At 52.1% G+C, this 14,653-nt stretch carries 13 protein-coding genes and 1 pseudogene; 6 read left to right on the top strand and 8 right to left on the bottom strand.

Translation table 11 applies throughout. The features are described from left to right. Nucleotides 1-76: 76 nt before the first annotated feature. Nucleotides 77-595: a molybdopterin-guanine dinucleotide biosynthesis protein MobB gene (gene mobB / locus HMPREF1144_RS22745; RefSeq protein ID WP_004855806.1), complete on the bottom strand. Its 519-nt coding sequence runs from the start codon at nucleotides 593-595 to the stop codon at nucleotides 77-79. Then, the gene (gene mobA / locus HMPREF1144_RS22750) at nucleotides 592-1,173 is read right to left on the bottom strand and encodes a molybdenum cofactor guanylyltransferase MobA (protein WP_004855809.1); all 582 of its coding nucleotides are present in this window, start codon (nucleotides 1,171-1,173) and stop codon (nucleotides 592-594) included. The genes mobB and mobA overlap by 4 nt, the downstream gene beginning before the upstream one ends. A 71-nt stretch (nucleotides 1,174-1,244) precedes the next feature. Between mobA and HMPREF1144_RS22755 the strand changes: the two genes are divergently transcribed. The 3 genes from HMPREF1144_RS22755 to dsbA all read left to right on the top strand — a co-directional run bounded on the left by HMPREF1144_RS22755 (nucleotide 1,245) and on the right by dsbA (nucleotide 3,227). Next, nucleotides 1,245-1,514 carry a YihD family protein gene (locus HMPREF1144_RS22755; RefSeq protein WP_004855810.1) on the top strand — a complete coding sequence of 90 codons (270 nt, stop codon included), beginning with the start codon at nucleotides 1,245-1,247 and terminating at the stop codon, nucleotides 1,512-1,514. A 75-nt stretch (nucleotides 1,515-1,589) separates the two neighbouring features. Further along, the gene (locus tag HMPREF1144_RS22760; RefSeq protein ID WP_004855813.1) at nucleotides 1,590-2,576 is read left to right on the top strand and encodes a serine/threonine protein kinase; all 987 of its coding nucleotides are present in this window, start codon (nucleotides 1,590-1,592) and stop codon (nucleotides 2,574-2,576) included. A gap of 27 nt (nucleotides 2,577-2,603) precedes the next feature. Then, the gene (gene dsbA, locus HMPREF1144_RS22765) at nucleotides 2,604-3,227 is read left to right on the top strand and encodes a thiol:disulfide interchange protein DsbA (RefSeq protein WP_004855816.1); all 624 of its coding nucleotides are present in this window, start codon (nucleotides 2,604-2,606) and stop codon (nucleotides 3,225-3,227) included. Nucleotides 3,228-3,276: 49 nt separating this feature from the next. Here the strand turns inward: dsbA and HMPREF1144_RS22770 are convergent, their stop codons facing one another. Then, the gene (locus tag HMPREF1144_RS22770) at nucleotides 3,277-4,176 is read right to left on the bottom strand and encodes an acyltransferase (protein ID WP_042928302.1); all 900 of its coding nucleotides are present in this window, start codon (nucleotides 4,174-4,176) and stop codon (nucleotides 3,277-3,279) included. Nucleotides 4,177-4,572: 396 nt separating this feature from the next. On the opposite strand from HMPREF1144_RS22770, the gene polA reads away from it, so the two are divergent. After that, nucleotides 4,573-7,362: a DNA polymerase I gene (gene polA, locus HMPREF1144_RS22775; protein WP_042928304.1), complete on the top strand. Its 2,790-nt coding sequence runs from the start codon at nucleotides 4,573-4,575 to the stop codon at nucleotides 7,360-7,362. A 349-nt stretch (nucleotides 7,363-7,711) separates the two neighbouring features. Here polA and yihA read toward each other — a convergent pair whose 3' ends face one another. Next, entirely contained in the window at nucleotides 7,712-8,344 is a 633-nt protein-coding gene (gene yihA / locus HMPREF1144_RS22780) for a ribosome biogenesis GTP-binding protein YihA/YsxC (RefSeq protein ID WP_004855823.1), read from the bottom strand. 583 nt (nucleotides 8,345-8,927) lie between these two features. Here yihA and yihI point away from each other — a divergent pair. Continuing rightward, entirely contained in the window at nucleotides 8,928-9,425 is a 498-nt protein-coding gene (gene yihI / locus HMPREF1144_RS22785) for a Der GTPase-activating protein YihI (RefSeq protein ID WP_009654074.1), read from the top strand. A gap of 188 nt (nucleotides 9,426-9,613) precedes the next feature. Continuing rightward, on the top strand, nucleotides 9,614-10,987 hold the full coding sequence (hemN, locus tag HMPREF1144_RS22790; protein ID WP_004855827.1) for an oxygen-independent coproporphyrinogen III oxidase: 1,374 nt from the start codon (nucleotides 9,614-9,616) through the stop codon (nucleotides 10,985-10,987). 36 nt (nucleotides 10,988-11,023) lie between these two features. Here the strand turns inward: hemN and HMPREF1144_RS32745 are convergent, their stop codons facing one another. From HMPREF1144_RS32745 to glnA, 4 genes and pseudogenes are all read right to left on the bottom strand, one after another. Next, nucleotides 11,024-11,134 (bottom strand): YshB family small membrane protein, encoded by a 111-nt coding sequence (locus HMPREF1144_RS32745; protein ID WP_004855828.1) that lies wholly within the window; start codon nucleotides 11,132-11,134, stop codon nucleotides 11,024-11,026. Between the two features lie 111 nt (nucleotides 11,135-11,245). Next, a complete protein-coding gene (gene glnG / locus HMPREF1144_RS22795; RefSeq protein ID WP_004107350.1) occupies nucleotides 11,246-12,655 on the bottom strand; it encodes a nitrogen regulation protein NR(I) in 1,410 nt (469 codons plus the stop codon). Nucleotides 12,656-12,663: 8 nt separating this feature from the next. Further along, a complete protein-coding gene (gene glnL / locus HMPREF1144_RS22800; RefSeq protein WP_004127098.1) occupies nucleotides 12,664-13,713 on the bottom strand; it encodes a nitrogen regulation protein NR(II) in 1,050 nt (349 codons plus the stop codon). A 188-nt stretch (nucleotides 13,714-13,901) separates the two neighbouring features. Next, nucleotides 13,902-14,653: pseudogene (glnA, locus tag HMPREF1144_RS22805) on the bottom strand (glutamine synthetase); the annotation flags it as partial.

Consider the following 14,653-nt stretch of genomic DNA (forward strand, 5'->3'; position numbering starts at 1 on the left):
TTTTTGCGTTTTTGTCGCCTGAAAATATCAGCAGATGCCTTCAGAAGGCGCGATCATGGCTATATCTCTGCTATAACTATCGGTCCTCGTTAAACCCCTTTAACCACTGCATAATAAAAGCGGTTATTTGCGGGACATCATTTAAATCTAACAATGGAAGAGACGTCTCGACCGACGTATCGCTGGCTATGGCAATCACGTCATCGTCATAAACTAATTCTTCAATACTATGTCCGCTGTTTTGCCGAAAAAGCAGGATTTTGGGCACAGCTTCATGCTTAAAACCCTCAACAAGGACTAAATCTAATGTTGATGCATCCATTCGGCTAACCAGCCATGCCAGATCCAGCGGAGGCTCTTCGGGTGTTTCCGTCATTAATGCCCAACGCTGGGAGCTGGCGACAATCGTCTGAGCCGCTCCGGCTTTACGCAGTTCATAGCTGTCTTTACCGGGCTTATCCACGTCCATATCGTGATGAGTATGTTTAATTAGCCCTGGTCGTAAGCCTTCCGCGCGCAGTGCCGGAATCAGCGACTTCAGTAGGGTGGTTTTACCTGTACCGCTCCAGGCTGCGATGGCTAAAAGCGGGATCATGATGGCACCTGCATACGTTGCAAATCGTCGAGAGTATTGACGTTAATAAATGCTGATTTTACATCACTAAAATCGACGCTATGACCGCCAATTTTGCGCAGAAATACCATTACCCGTCTTTCTCCTGCGGCCAGATACGTTTCCAGTTCGCCGATCGCCTCGCGATGCACCAGAGCAATGGCCGGATGGTCACGTTCACCATCGTGTACCCAAACGGCTGGAGAAGATTTTCTCTGCTGTATTAAGCGCATCACCAGAAATGATGGGATAAATGGCGTATCACAGGGACAAAACAGAAACCACTCCCCCTTAACCTGATGCATTACGGAAAGCATGCCTGCCAACGGCCCGGGAAAGTCGTTCAGAGAGTCGGTAATAATCGGGTAACCGCTGCTTCGCCAGCAATCAAGATTGCGGTTAGCGCTAATCACCAGCTTTGTAACCTGCGGCTGCAGCGCATCGGCGACATGACGCCACAGGGCTTTACCTTTTAGCAGCTGTAATCCTTTATCTATTCCTCCCATGCGTGAGCCTCTTCCTCCCGCCAGCACGACGCCGGTTATGACCTTGCCCTGCATATTAATATCGCCTCTTTCATTGTGGGATTGTCCCTGCTAACGTATTCCTATCAAGAGTAAGGAGCATTGCTATGAAATGTAAACGTCTGAATGAAGTCATTGAACTCCTCCAGCCAGCCTGGCAGAAAGAACCCGAGCTGAATTTAATGCAATTTTTGCAAAAATTGGCGAAAGAGGCCGGATACACCGGTGAGTTGAACGATCTCTCCGACGATATTCTGATTTATCATCTGAAGATGCGCGACTCGGCAAAAGAAGCCGTTATTCCCGGGATTCAGAAAGATTATGAAGAAGATTTTAAAACCGCGCTGCTACGCGCTCGCGGCGTGATTAAAGAGTAAAAGGTTGTAAGCGCTGCCGCGGAATCGGCAATGAGATGATATCCTGTATCATTCGTACGATTATCGGATGTCAGGATGCACGATAAGGCTTTCACTTTTCAGACGCTTCACCCAGATACCATCATTGATGGCTTATTTGATCTGGGAATGCGGGTGGACTCCGGTCTCACTCCGCTTAATAGCTATGAGAACCGGGTTTACCAGTTTCAGGACGAAGATCGTCGCCGCTATGTGGTGAAGTTCTATCGTCCTGAGCGTTGGTCAGCCCAACAGATCCTCGAAGAACATCAGTTTTCCCTCCAGCTCGTGCAGGATGAAGTCCCTGTAGCGGCGCCGTTGTCGTTTAACGACAGTACCCTTCATCAGCATCAGGGATTCTTTTTCGCCGTATTCCCAAGCCTGGGTGGACGTCAGTTTGAGGCGGATAACCTCGATCAGATGGAATGGGTTGGACGCTACCTTGGCCGTCTGCATCAAACTGGACGCAAACAGCGTTTTATCGCACGTCCGGAGATAGGGACGAATGAGTATCTTCTTGAGCCACGCCAGGTCTTTGAGCTTTCCCCGCTGATACCAGCAGGTCTGAAAGAGGCTTTTCTCAGCGCTACCGATAAGCTGATTGATGCGGTAATGGCGCAATGGCACGGACGCGCCAATATTTTACGGTTACACGGTGATTGCCATGCGGGAAACATCCTCTGGCGCGATGGGCCCCTGTTTGTTGATTTAGATGATTCACGTAATGGACCTGCTATCCAGGATCTGTGGATGTTGTTGAATGGCGATAAAGCCGAGCAACGGATGCAGCTTGAGATGATCATTGAAGCGTATGAAGAGTTCAGCGCTTTCAATACCGATGAAATTGCCCTTATCGAACCTTTACGTGCAATGCGGTTAGTTTATTATCTGGCGTGGTTATTAAGGCGCTGGGAAGATCCCGCTTTTCCTAAAAACTTCCCGTGGTTAACCGGGGAAGATTACTGGCGCGGGCAGACAACAACTTTTCTTGAGCAGGTAAAGGTTCTGCAGGAACCGCCTCTTCAGTTAACGCCAATGTATTAATGTGATATATCCAGGAGAGAATTAATCATGAAAAAAATTTGGCTGGCGCTGGCTGGTATGATTCTGGCTTTCAGTGCATCCGCTGCCCAGATCACCGACGGTAAGCAGTATATTACCCTCGATAAGCCCGTTGCCGGTGAGCCGCAGGTGCTCGAGTTTTTCTCGTTCTACTGCCCGCACTGCTATCAGTTTGAAGAAGTTCTTCATGTGTCAGATAACGTGAAGAAAAAGCTGCCTGAAGGCGTCAAAATGACGAAATACCACGTTGAGTTCCTGGGACCGTTAGGCAAGGATCTGACTCAGGCGTGGGCCGTTGCGATGGCGCTGGGCGTGGAAGATAAAATCACCGTGCCGATGTTTGAAGCGGTACAGAAAAACCAGACCGTCCAGACCGTGGCCGATATTCGTAAGGTCTTCGTTGACGCCGGCGTTAAAGGTGAAGATTACGATGCAGCCTGGAACAGCTTTGTGGTGAAATCCCTGGTGGCTCAGCAAGAGAAAGCCGCCGCTGATTTCCAGCTGCAGGGCGTGCCGGCTATGTACGTTAACGGTAAATACCAGCTTAACCCGCAGGGTATGGATACCAGCAACATGGACGCATTTGTTGCCCAGTATGCCGATACCGTTAAGCAGCTCGTTGAGAAGAAATAAAAAATAAACGCCGGTTACTGACCGGCGTTTTTCTTTTCTGCATCCACAATTATTTCTCCGCCTGCTGCATTATTTCCGTTAGCTGCCGATCTTTCTCTTCCCAAAGCCTGTTTAGCCAGCGCTGAAAGCGTCGCTTAAAGTTTTTGTCATTTACATAATCGCCGTGCAGCTCTTCCGTCACAGTCTCAAGGCTGACTCGCACCACAACCCGCGTTAATCGGCCGCTCAGCATGTCATAAAACGGCTTTTGGTTGTTTTCCGGATAGCATAACGTGACGTTCAAAAGCTTATCAAACTGCGAGCCGAGCACGTTTAATGCCATGGCAATACCCGCAGCCTTTGGCGCTAACAGATTCTGGTATGGTGAACGGGTCTGCTGTTGCTTTTCTTCCGTGAAACGAGAGCCTTCGACAAAGTTAACAATCGTTGTTGGATGCGCGCGGAATTTCTCGCAGGAGCGGCGAGTGGTTTCAACATCTTTGCCCCGGCGCTCTGGATGGCGGAGTAAATAACCTCGGGAATAGCGGCGCATAAAAGGCATATCCAGCGCCCAGCAGGCCAACCCAATAAACGGCACCCAGGCGAGCTGTTGCTTGAGGAAATATTTATTCATCGGGATATGTTTGCGAAACAGCACGCAAAGCACCACGATATCTGCCCAGCTATGGTGGTTGCTGATGAGCAGATACCAGTTTTTCTTATTCAGGCTATCCAGGCCCTGTACATCCCATTTAAGCCAGGGATTAAGACGCAGCAGCAGGGCCAGCCCTTCACACCAGCAGTACATCATGAAATTGCAAAAAACGGATATCGAGCGCCAGACCGCAGGAATAGGCACAAGAAGTTTAATCAACCCGGCGACGATGATTGGCACCGAGCAGATTATGGTGACTATGATAGTCATGGCGATACTCAGCGGGAGCGTTATCGCGGCGAGTAATCTCGACATAGTTAATTTATTCAGAAAGTTAGGCTGACAAAGAACGCGGTTAAACGGCGCAAGAGGCTGATTTTACCAGAAAATAGCGTAAATAACGGGTTTTACCAGAACAGAAAAATTTTCGGATCTTATATCCACATGGAACATTGAGTCGCCATGGTGTTATTAAAGCAAATTGTGAATGTATAACAAAATGATAAATAAGGAATAATTTGTTGATAGATGATTTAATTAACGATTGTTTGGCTGTCGTTATAAAAATATTCACAAAGTTATCCACAGGATGGCCCATAACGCGATCGAAAGGATCGCAGAATCTTTTCGACGAAATGCGGGAAAAATTCAGGATTTAATGCCCGTCTGTGGCATCCTTTACCGATAATCTGATAAACAGGCACGGAAATTATGGTTCAGATCCCAGAAAACCCTCTCATCCTCGTTGACGGCTCCTCTTACCTTTATCGGGCATATCACGCGTTCCCCCCGCTGACGAATAGCGCTGGTGAACCGACAGGCGCAATGTATGGCGTGCTGAATATGCTGCGAAGCCTGATCCTGCAGTATCAACCGACCCATGCTGTCGTCGTGTTTGATGCCAAGGGGAAGACTTTCCGTGATGAACTGTTTGAGCACTATAAATCTCATCGCCCGCCGATGCCGGACGATTTGCGTGCGCAGATCGAGCCGCTGCATGCCATGGTAAAAGCGATGGGCCTGCCGCTAATGGCTGTTCCTGGCGTAGAAGCCGATGATGTCATCGGTACCCTGGCGCGTGAAGCTGAAAAGGTCGGGCGTCCGGTACTGATTAGCACCGGCGATAAAGATATGGCCCAGCTGGTTACGCCGGGTATTACGCTGATTAACACCATGACCAACACTATCCTTGGCCCTGATGAAGTGGTGACGAAATACGGCGTACCACCGGAGCTGATCATCGATTTTCTGGCCCTGATGGGAGATTCATCGGACAATATTCCCGGCGTACCTGGCGTGGGAGAAAAGACAGCGCAGGCGTTACTGCAGGGGCTGGGGGGTCTTGATACGTTATACGCTGAGCCTGAAAAAATCGCCGGGCTGGCCTTCCGCGGCGCAAAAACGATGGCCGCAAAGCTGGAACAGAATAAAGAGGTGGCTTACCTCTCCTATCAGCTAGCGACGATCAAAACGGACGTTGAGCTGGAGCTGGGCTGTGAAGATTTGCTGGTTGCGCAACCCATCGCTGATGAACTGCTCACGCTGTTTAAAAAATATGAATTCAAACGCTGGATCACCGATGTGGAGTCCGGCAAGTGGATGCAGGTAAAAGGCGTTAAGCCTGCGGCGAAGGCGGTTGTAGCGGTGGCTGACGTGGCTGATGCGGAGGAGAAAACCGCGACGGCGCTCTCTTCTGAAAATTATGTCACGATCCTTGATGAAGAAACCTTGTTAACCTGGGTTGAGAGCCTGAAGAAAGCGCCGCTTTTTGCCTTTGATACCGAAACTGACAGCCTCGATAACGTATCCGCCAATATGGTCGGTTTATCCATCGCCATTGAGCCTGGCGTAGCGGCCTATGTACCGGTTGCCCATGATTATCTGGATGCACCGGATCAGATCCCGCGCGACCGTGTCCTTGAACTGCTGAAACCGCTACTGGAAGATGACAAGGTTCTGAAGGTTGGACAAAACCTCAAATATGACCGCGGTATCCTGGCTAACTACGGCATTGAACTGCGCGGTATTGCCTTTGATACCATGCTGGAATCCTACATTCTTGACAGCGTGGCTGGCCGCCATGATATGGATAGCCTCTCCGATCGCTGGCTGAAGCACAAAACCATTACCTTTGAAGAGATTGCGGGTAAAGGTAAAAACCAGCTCACCTTCAATCAGATCGCGCTGGAAGAAGCGGGCCGCTACGCGGCGGAAGATGCCGATGTCACGCTGCAGCTGCACCTCAAAATGTGGCCTGAACTTCAGCAAAATGAAGGCCCGCTGAACGTCTTTAAAAATATTGAAATGCCGCTGGTGCCGGTGCTATCCCGCGTGGAGCGTAACGGGGTGAAGATTGATCCGGCCGTGCTGCATGCGCATTCTCAGGAGATAGCCAAACGCCTGATTGAACTGGAGAAGAAGGCGTATGATATCGCGGGTGAGGAGTTTAACCTCTCTTCGCCGAAGCAGCTGCAAACCATCCTGTTTGAAAAACAAGGTATTAAGCCGCTGAAGAAAACCCCGGGCGGCGCGCCGTCTACCTCGGAAGAGGTGCTGGAAGAGCTGGCGCTGGACTATCCGCTGCCGAAAGTCATCCTCGAGTATCGTGGTCTGGCAAAACTCAAATCCACCTATACCGATAAGCTGCCGCTGATGATCAGCCCGAAAACGGGCCGGGTTCACACCTCTTATCACCAGGCGGTTACGGCAACGGGACGTTTGTCGTCTACAGACCCGAACCTGCAGAACATTCCGGTGCGCAACGAAGAAGGGCGGCGTATCCGTCAGGCGTTTATTGCTCCAGAAGATTATCTCATTGTCTCTGCCGACTACTCGCAAATTGAACTGCGCATCATGGCGCATCTTTCCCGTGATAAGGGCCTGCTGACCGCGTTTGCGGAAGGGAAGGATATCCACCGCGCGACGGCGGCAGAGGTCTTTGGTTTGCCGCTGGAGAGCGTCAGCAGCGAACAGCGCCGCAGCGCGAAGGCGATCAACTTCGGCCTGATTTACGGCATGAGCGCATTCGGCCTTGCGCGTCAGCTCAATATTCCACGCAAAGAAGCGCAAAAGTATATGGATCTCTACTTTGAGCGCTATCCGGGCGTGCTGGAGTATATGGAGCGCACCCGCACCCAGGCCAAAGAGCAGGGGTATGTTGAAACGCTTGATGGCCGTCGTCTCTACCTGCCGGACATCAAATCCAGCAACGGCGCGCGCCGCGCCGGTGCCGAGCGTGCGGCGATTAATGCGCCGATGCAGGGAACCGCTGCCGACATTATTAAGCGCGCGATGATCGCTGTAGATAGCTGGTTATTAAGCGAAAAACCGCGCGTGCGGATGATTATGCAGGTACACGATGAACTGGTCTTTGAAGTGCATAAAGACGACCTTGAGGCGGTTGCGAAAAAGATCCACGAACTGATGGAAAGCAGCACGACGCTGGCGGTTCCGCTGCTGGTGGAAGTGGGGAGTGGAGAAAACTGGGATCAAGCGCACTAAGTATTCGGTAAGGAAGGTCATTTCTTGTAAGTGAGTAACATAACTTATCGCATTTTGTGATGATCATTTGAATTTGCTATGTAAAGAGTGAAAAAAAACTACAAAAAATGCTTTATCCGTAACCGAAAGAAGAGTAGAGTTAAAGACGTAGGGTACAGAGGTAAGATGTTCTATCTTTCAGACCTTTTACTTCACGTAATCGGATTTGGCTGAATATTTTAGCCGCCCCGGTCATTTATGACCGGGGCGTTTTTTATTGCGCGAAAGAAAATTTTTTGCGTATCTATGCTGATGAGGCGGGCTACCCGGATAGAGCCTCACGCGCCGCTATCCGGAGAAGTTAGCGAGATTATTCGCCGTCTTCAGAGGCTTCCTGAGGAGGGATATCGTTATACCAGCTATCCAGCTTCTGCCGTAGTTTATCCACGCCCTGCTTCTTCAGGGAAGAAAACGCTTCGACCTGCACATCTCCGTTAAAGGCGGTGACCGCTTCACGAACCATGGCGATCTGCGCTTTTCGCGCGCCGCTGGCCAGTTTATCGGCTTTGGTTAGCAGTACCAGTACCGGGATATCGCTTTCCACCGCCCATTGGATCATCTGCTGATCGAGATCTTTAAGCGGATGACGAATATCCATCAACACAACCAGCCCTTTCAGACAGAGGCGTTTCTCCAGATATTCACCCAGCGCGCGCTGCCACTTGATTTTCATCTCTTCCGGAACCTGGGCATACCCATAGCCCGGCAGGTCGACCAGGCGCTTACCTTCAGCGACTTCAAACAGGTTAATAAGCTGCGTACGGCCTGGCGTCTTCGAAGTACGCGCGAGGCTTTTCTGGTTAGTCAGCGTGTTCAGCGCGCTGGATTTCCCGGCGTTAGAGCGGCCAGCAAAGGCCACTTCAATACCGGTATCGGCAGGAAGATGGCGGATATCTGGCGCGCTAGTGACAAAATGCGTCAGTTGATAATTCCAGTTGGTCAAGACGGTCGTCTCCGTTAAATCAGGCTTTGACGGGGATTATACCTGAACAACAGAAAAAGGCTGTTTTTACCGCACCTCATCGCTGTAAGTTAAAACCACAGTCTTTGTGAGACATTGGCTATTAGTTATATGAGAAATTCATGAGAAAAGTCTGATTAAAAATAATACAAACCTATATAAATCATTGCGTTAAAATGAAAGAAAATTCTGAAACTCGTTTTTTTTCTGTACAGTCGGTTGTAGGTTTCCCGCAAACCAGTAAAGTAGCGGTCAAGGGCGAGGATGCTAACAGGATTATGACTCAGGATGAGGAGTCAGGAAGCGCCAGGAGGCGAAGACTACGGATTGTCAGGATGACAAACGTCTGGAGACGTTTTAAAAGGAAATGGATGTAACAGGGAACGTTGGTAGCTAAAGGAAAGACAGGGTGTGTCGTTAGCTAACATGGAAAGTAGAAGCCCATTAAGGGTTGTCAGTGCGGAAAAAGGCGACAGAGTAATCTGTCGCCTTTTTTCTTTGCTTGCTTTCTGCTAGATTCCGCCTCAATTCTATACTGAAGAAAACGGCCTGAAGATTACACAACATGAAAAAACCGACATCCGTACCTCGCGGCAAGAAAAATCGCAAAACGCGTGAAGAATTGAACCAGGAAGCCCGCGAGCGCAAGCATCAGAAGAAGCATCGCGGCCACGCGGCAGGAAGTCGTGCGACCGGCGGCGACACCGCTTTAGCAGGTAAAAAACAAGGTCAGCAGCAAGATCCCCGAATTGGCAGTAAAAAACCAATCCCGCTGGGCGTGACTGAAAATGCACCGGCGATTAAGCAGCATAAACCAAAGAGCGAGAAACCTATGCTTTCACCGCAGGCTGAGCTGGATTTGCTGGAGAACGATGAGCGCCTGGACGCGCTGCTGGAACGTCTGGAAGAGGGCGGTACCCTGAATGCTGAAGAGCAGGCCTGGGTTGACGCCAAGCTGGATCGTATTGATGAGCTGATGCAGCAGCTGGGCCTCTCATACGATGATGACGAAGATGAAGAGCGCAAAGAAGATATGATGCGCCTGCTGAAGGGTGGAAACTAACATTTGCACCCCATCGGATTCCCGGTCCTGCTTATAACCCTTCTGGTTATATGTTATCTGCTGTGGTTATTCGTTAAACTACGACGGTTGTCGCGGCGTCAGAAATGGCTGCGCAACCGGCTCATTACCCGAGGTGCGGTTGGGCCGGGGCGGCGTACCCGCCGACGGTACCATCGGAAGGAGTGAGCATGTCTGTGCAGTTAATCGACTGGGATCTGGCCCTGATCCAGAAATATAACTATTCCGGGCCGCGTTATACTTCGTATCCCACCGCGCTGGAGTTTTCTCCAGAATTTGGCCCCGCTGAATTTGATGCGGCGGTAGCCCGCTATCCGCAGCGTCCCCTCTCGCTGTACGTGCATATCCCGTTTTGCCATAAACTCTGCTATTTCTGCGGCTGCAACAAAATCGTCACCCGTCAGCAGCATAAGGCCGACCAGTATCTGGATGTGCTTGAGCAGGAGATTATTCATCGCGCGCCGCTTTTTGCTGGCCGCAAAGTTAATCAGCTGCACTGGGGCGGCGGTACGCCAACCTATTTAAACAAGGCGCAAATTAGTCGCCTGATGGGTCTGCTGCGTACCCATTTCAATTTTAACGCGGATGCAGAGATCTCCATTGAGGTTGATCCGCGCGAAATCGAACTCGATGTCCTGGATCATTTACGCCTCGAAGGCTTTAATCGCCTGAGTATGGGCGTGCAGGACTTCAACAAAGAAGTGCAGCGCCTGGTGAACCGCGAGCAGGATGAAGCGTTTATCTTCGCGCTACTCAACCACGCGCGCGATATCGGCTTTACCTCTACCAATATCGACCTGATTTACGGTCTGCCGAAGCAAACGCCGCAGAGCTTCGCTTATACGCTACAGAAAGTGGCGGAGCTCAACCCCGATCGTCTGAGCGTATTCAACTATGCGCATCTGCCAACGCTCTTTGCTGCGCAGCGCAAAATCAAAGACGCCGATCTGCCTTCTGCAGAACAGAAGCTGGACATTCTTCAGGAGACGATTGTTTCGCTGACGGCCGCGGGATATCAGTTTATCGGCATGGACCACTTTGCCCGTCCGGATGATGAGCTGGCGATAGCCCAGCGTGAAGGTATCCTGCATCGTAACTTCCAGGGGTATACCACCCAGGGAGACACCGATCTGCTGGGGATGGGCGTCTCGGCGATCAGCATGATTGGCGATTGCTATGCGCAGAACCAGAAAGAGCTGAAGCAGTATTATCAGCAGGTTGATGAAACCGGAACGGCGCTGTGGCGCGGTATTGCGTTGACGCGCGATGACTGCATTCGTCGCGACGTGATTAAGGCGCTAATTTGTCACTTCCGTCTCGACTTCGCTGCGGTAGAAGCGCAGTGGGATCTTACCTTCGATAGCTACTTTGCCGACGATATGAAATTGCTGGCGCCGCTGGCCAAAGACGGGCTGGTGGATGTGGATGAGAAGGGCATTCAGGTGACGCCGAAAGGCCGGCTGCTGATACGCAATATCTGCATGTGTTTTGATACGTATCTGCGGCAGAAAGCGCGGATGCAGCAGTTTTCCCGCGTGATATAAAGCATACCCCCACTCCAGGAAGGAGCGGGGGTATTATCAGCTAAACAGCCCAACCATCGCCGCGCACAGAACGGCAGCTACCGCCGTCTGCGGCGTATGACCCGCTGCAACACCGCTCGATATAATATTAATAAATGACTCAAGCATGATTTCTCCCCCGTCTTTCCGGGCAAGATCATACTCAACGCATGGCAACAGTAAAGTACAAAATAGCAGCAGTTTGCGCTGGATGACTATTTTTTACTCGCCAGTGCGCTGCTACTCCATTCCCAACTCTTTTAGCTTACGCGTCAGTGTATTACGACCCCAGCCCAGCAGGCGAGCCGCCTCTTGTTTATGCCCCTGAGTGTGGCGTAACGCGGTGGTCAGCAGCGTGCGCTCCATCTCCGGCTGCGCTTCCGAGAGCAGGTTTTGATGACCGGAACGCAAAGCGCGATCGGCCCATTGCCCCAGCAGCGTGGCCCAGCTATCCGGCAGCATTTGCGTCGGGTTATCCGGTATCGCCGTTTCAAACAGCTCGCTGGGAAGATCCTGCGTCAGAACCTCCTGACCTGCGGCCATTACCGTCAGCCAGCGGCAGGTGTTTTCCAACTGACGTACGTTGCCCGGCCATGCCAGCCGGGTTAACGCCATCTCCGTCTCCGGATGCAGCTGTTTGGCCTCCACGCCCAGCTCACGGGCGGCGATTTGCAGGAAATGTCTCGCCAGTCGCGGGATATCTTCCCGACGCTCGCGCAGCGGCGGCAGATGGACGCGAATCACGTTCAGACGGTGGAATAAATCCTCGCGGAATTTTCCTTCCTGGACGCGCAGTTCAAGGTTCTGGTGGGTGGCGGCAATAATGCGTACATCCACCTTCACCGGCGCATAGCCCCCCACGCGATAAAACTGGCCATCGGCCAGTACGCGCAGCAGACGAGTCTGTACGTCCAGCGGCATATCGCCGATCTCGTCGAGGAACAGCGTGCCGCCGTCTGCCTGCTCAAATCGCCCCTGGCGCACGGTATTGGCGCCGGTAAAGGCCCCTTTCTCGTGGCCAAACAGCTCTGACTCAATCAGATCTTTCGGAATGGCCGCCATATTTAGCGCGATAAACGGCGCCTTGGCGCGCGGGCTGTGGCGGTGGAGAGCGTGGGCAACCAGCTCTTTACCGGTACCGGACTCGCCGTTGATCAGTACGCTGATTGATGAACGCGACAGGCGGCCGATAATGCGGAAGACGTCCTGCATGGCCGGCGCTTCGCCGATGATATCGGCCGTTGGGCTATTAATCGGCGCATTACGCGGCTGCTGCTGTTCCTGGTAATGGCTAATGGCACGATCAACCAGCGCCACCGCTTCATCGATATCAAACGGTTTCGGCAGATAATCAAAGGCACCCTGCTGATAGGCGCTGACCGCCGCGTCAAGATCCGAATGCGCCGTCATTATGATGACCGGGAGCATTGGATGGCGCTGTTTAATTTGCTTTAGCAGCGCCAGTCCATCCATTCCCGGCATGCGGATATCAGAAAGCAGCACATCCGGGGTTTTGGTCGTGAGGGCATCAAGCACCTCGTTGCCGCTTTCAAACGTTGTACAACTTAAGCCTGCCCCGGTGAGCGCGCGTTCAAGCACCCAACGGATGGAGCTATCGTCGTCAACGATCCATGCTATCCCTCGTTGCATAAACACCTCTACTTCCGAATAGGCAGGTACACCGAGAATTCGGTATGCCCTGGCCAACTGGTAAATTCAATTTTGCCGGAGTGCTGATCGATAAGGCTGCGGGCGATAGACAGCCCGAGTCCGGTGCCGCCTTCGCGCCCGCTCACCATCGGATAAAACAGCGTATCCTGTAAGTGAGACGGTATTCCCGGGCCGTTATCTTCAACGTCGATACGCGCAGCGAGGCGGTAGCGCACGCCGTGCAGGGTTAACTGAAAGGCCGTACGGGTGCGCAGAGTGATTTCGCCACCCTCCGGTCCCAGAGCCTGCAGCGCATTACGGACGATATTCAGCAGCACCTGTTCAATTTGGTCCGGGTCGTGCGGCAGTTCTGGCAGGCTGGGGTCATAGTCGCGAACCAGCTTGACGTTATCCGGCAGCTCCATCGACACAAGCTTTACCACCCGCTCAGCGACCTTGTGGATGCTTTCTGTTACGTGCATTCCGGGATGCTGTGGTCCCAGCAGACGGTCAACCAGATTTCTTAACCGATCGGCCTGTTCAATAATCACTTTGGTGTATTCCATCAGCGCAGGATCGGGCAGCGCTTTGCTCAGCAGCTGTGCCGCGCCGCGCAGACCACCCAGCGGATTTTTAATCTCGTGGGCCAGGCCACGCACTAAGTCGCGAGCGGCAATCTGCTGTGCGTGCTGTAGCTGCTCCTGGCTCAGACGGCGCTGATTATCCATCGGCGCCATTTCCAGCAGGATATAGCCTTCAGGCAGGCGTTGCGCCGTCAGGGAAAGGATGTGCGAGCGGCCATCAATGACCAGCGTCACTTCGTTATCGGTAAACCCTTGACCCGCAGCGAGGCTCTCCTGCATGAGGCCGATATTCAGCGAGAAATAGCTCAACAGCTCCGGCAGGGGCGTGCCGAATAATTTACGCGAACTTTGCGCCAGCAGCTGCTGCGCCGCCGGGTTCGCGTAATGCACCGCCAGGTCGTCATCGACCAGTAAGATACTGTTGATTAAAGAGTTAAGGATCTGCCCAGCATCGGGCAGTGTGCCTGTTGCCATTCGACAGTCTCCTGAAAATGAGTGCACTATTTTAGTGCAGTATAGCTTTTTATGTATAAAAAGCTCATGAGATCAGCGTGTTGGTGGAGAAAAAAGCCCATCCTGAGATGGGCTGAAAGTTTCCACGGCAACAAAACATCCTTGGTATCCCACGCCACAACACGGAATACCGCGGATTTACAGCAAAATTAGACGCTGTAGTACAGCTCGAACTCAACCGGGTGCGGAGTCATACGTACGCGGTCGTTTTCTTCAATACGCAGGGCGATGTAAGCATCGATAGCGTCGTTGGTGAATACGCCACCGGCGGTCAGGAATTCACGGTCTGCGTCCAGCGCGTTCAGAGCTTCTTCCAGAGAACCTGCAACCTGTGGGATCTCTTTCGCTTCTTCCGGCGGCAGATCGTACAGGTTTTTATCCATGGCTTCGCCCGGATGGATTTTGTTCTTGATACCGTCAAGGCCAGCCATCAGCAGCGCAGCGAAGCACAGGTACGGGTTAGCCGCCGGGTCCGGGAAGCGCACTTCGATACGGCGCGCTTTCGGAGAGGTGACAACCGGAATACGGATAGACGCGGAACGGTTACGGGCAGAGTAAGCCAGCATAACCGGCGCTTCGTAACCCGGGACCAGACGCTTGTAGGAGTTGGTGGTCGGGTTAGCCAGGGCGTTAATCGCTTTCGCGTGTTTGATAACGCCGCCGATGTAGTACAGCGCTTGTTCAGACAGGCCTGCGTATTTGTCGCCAGAGAACAGGTTTACGCCGTTCTTGGAGAGGGACATGTGGCAGTGCATACCGGAACCGTTATCGCCAAACATCGGTTTTGGCATGAAAGTCGCGGTTTTGCCGAAACGGTGTGCGACGTTGTGCACAACGTATTTGTAAATCTGAATTTCGTCCGCTTTTTTGGTCATGGTGTTAAAGCGGGTAGCGATTTCGT

The sequence above is a fragment of the Klebsiella sp. OBRC7 genome (assembly GCF_000293135.1).
GTDB classification, from domain to species: domain Bacteria; phylum Pseudomonadota; class Gammaproteobacteria; order Enterobacterales; family Enterobacteriaceae; genus Klebsiella; species Klebsiella michiganensis.

Excerpts from the sequence above, each read along its gene's own strand:
- HMPREF1144_RS32745 (WP_004855828.1), bottom strand. The coding sequence starts at position 11,134 with ATGCTTGAGTCATTTATTAATATTATATCGAGCGGTGTTGCAGCGGGT.
- HMPREF1144_RS22760 (WP_004855813.1), top strand. The coding sequence starts at position 1,590 with ATGCACGATAAGGCTTTCACTTTTCAGACGCTTCACCCAGATACCATC.
- HMPREF1144_RS22770 (WP_042928302.1), bottom strand. The coding sequence starts at position 4,176 with ATGTCGAGATTACTCGCCGCGATAACGCTCCCGCTGAGTATCGCCATG.
- yihI (WP_009654074.1), top strand. The coding sequence starts at position 8,928 with ATGAAAAAACCGACATCCGTACCTCGCGGCAAGAAAAATCGCAAAACG.
- mobB (WP_004855806.1), bottom strand. The coding sequence starts at position 595 with ATGATCCCGCTTTTAGCCATCGCAGCCTGGAGCGGTACAGGTAAAACC.
- glnG (WP_004107350.1), bottom strand. The coding sequence starts at position 12,655 with ATGCAACGAGGGATAGCATGGATCGTTGACGACGATAGCTCCATCCGT.
- glnL (WP_004127098.1), bottom strand. The coding sequence starts at position 13,713 with ATGGCAACAGGCACACTGCCCGATGCTGGGCAGATCCTTAACTCTTTA.
- HMPREF1144_RS22755 (WP_004855810.1), top strand. The coding sequence starts at position 1,245 with ATGAAATGTAAACGTCTGAATGAAGTCATTGAACTCCTCCAGCCAGCC.
- mobA (WP_004855809.1), bottom strand. The coding sequence starts at position 1,173 with ATGCAGGGCAAGGTCATAACCGGCGTCGTGCTGGCGGGAGGAAGAGGC.
- dsbA (WP_004855816.1), top strand. The coding sequence starts at position 2,604 with ATGAAAAAAATTTGGCTGGCGCTGGCTGGTATGATTCTGGCTTTCAGT.
- polA (WP_042928304.1), top strand. The coding sequence starts at position 4,573 with ATGGTTCAGATCCCAGAAAACCCTCTCATCCTCGTTGACGGCTCCTCT.
- hemN (WP_004855827.1), top strand. The coding sequence starts at position 9,614 with ATGTCTGTGCAGTTAATCGACTGGGATCTGGCCCTGATCCAGAAATAT.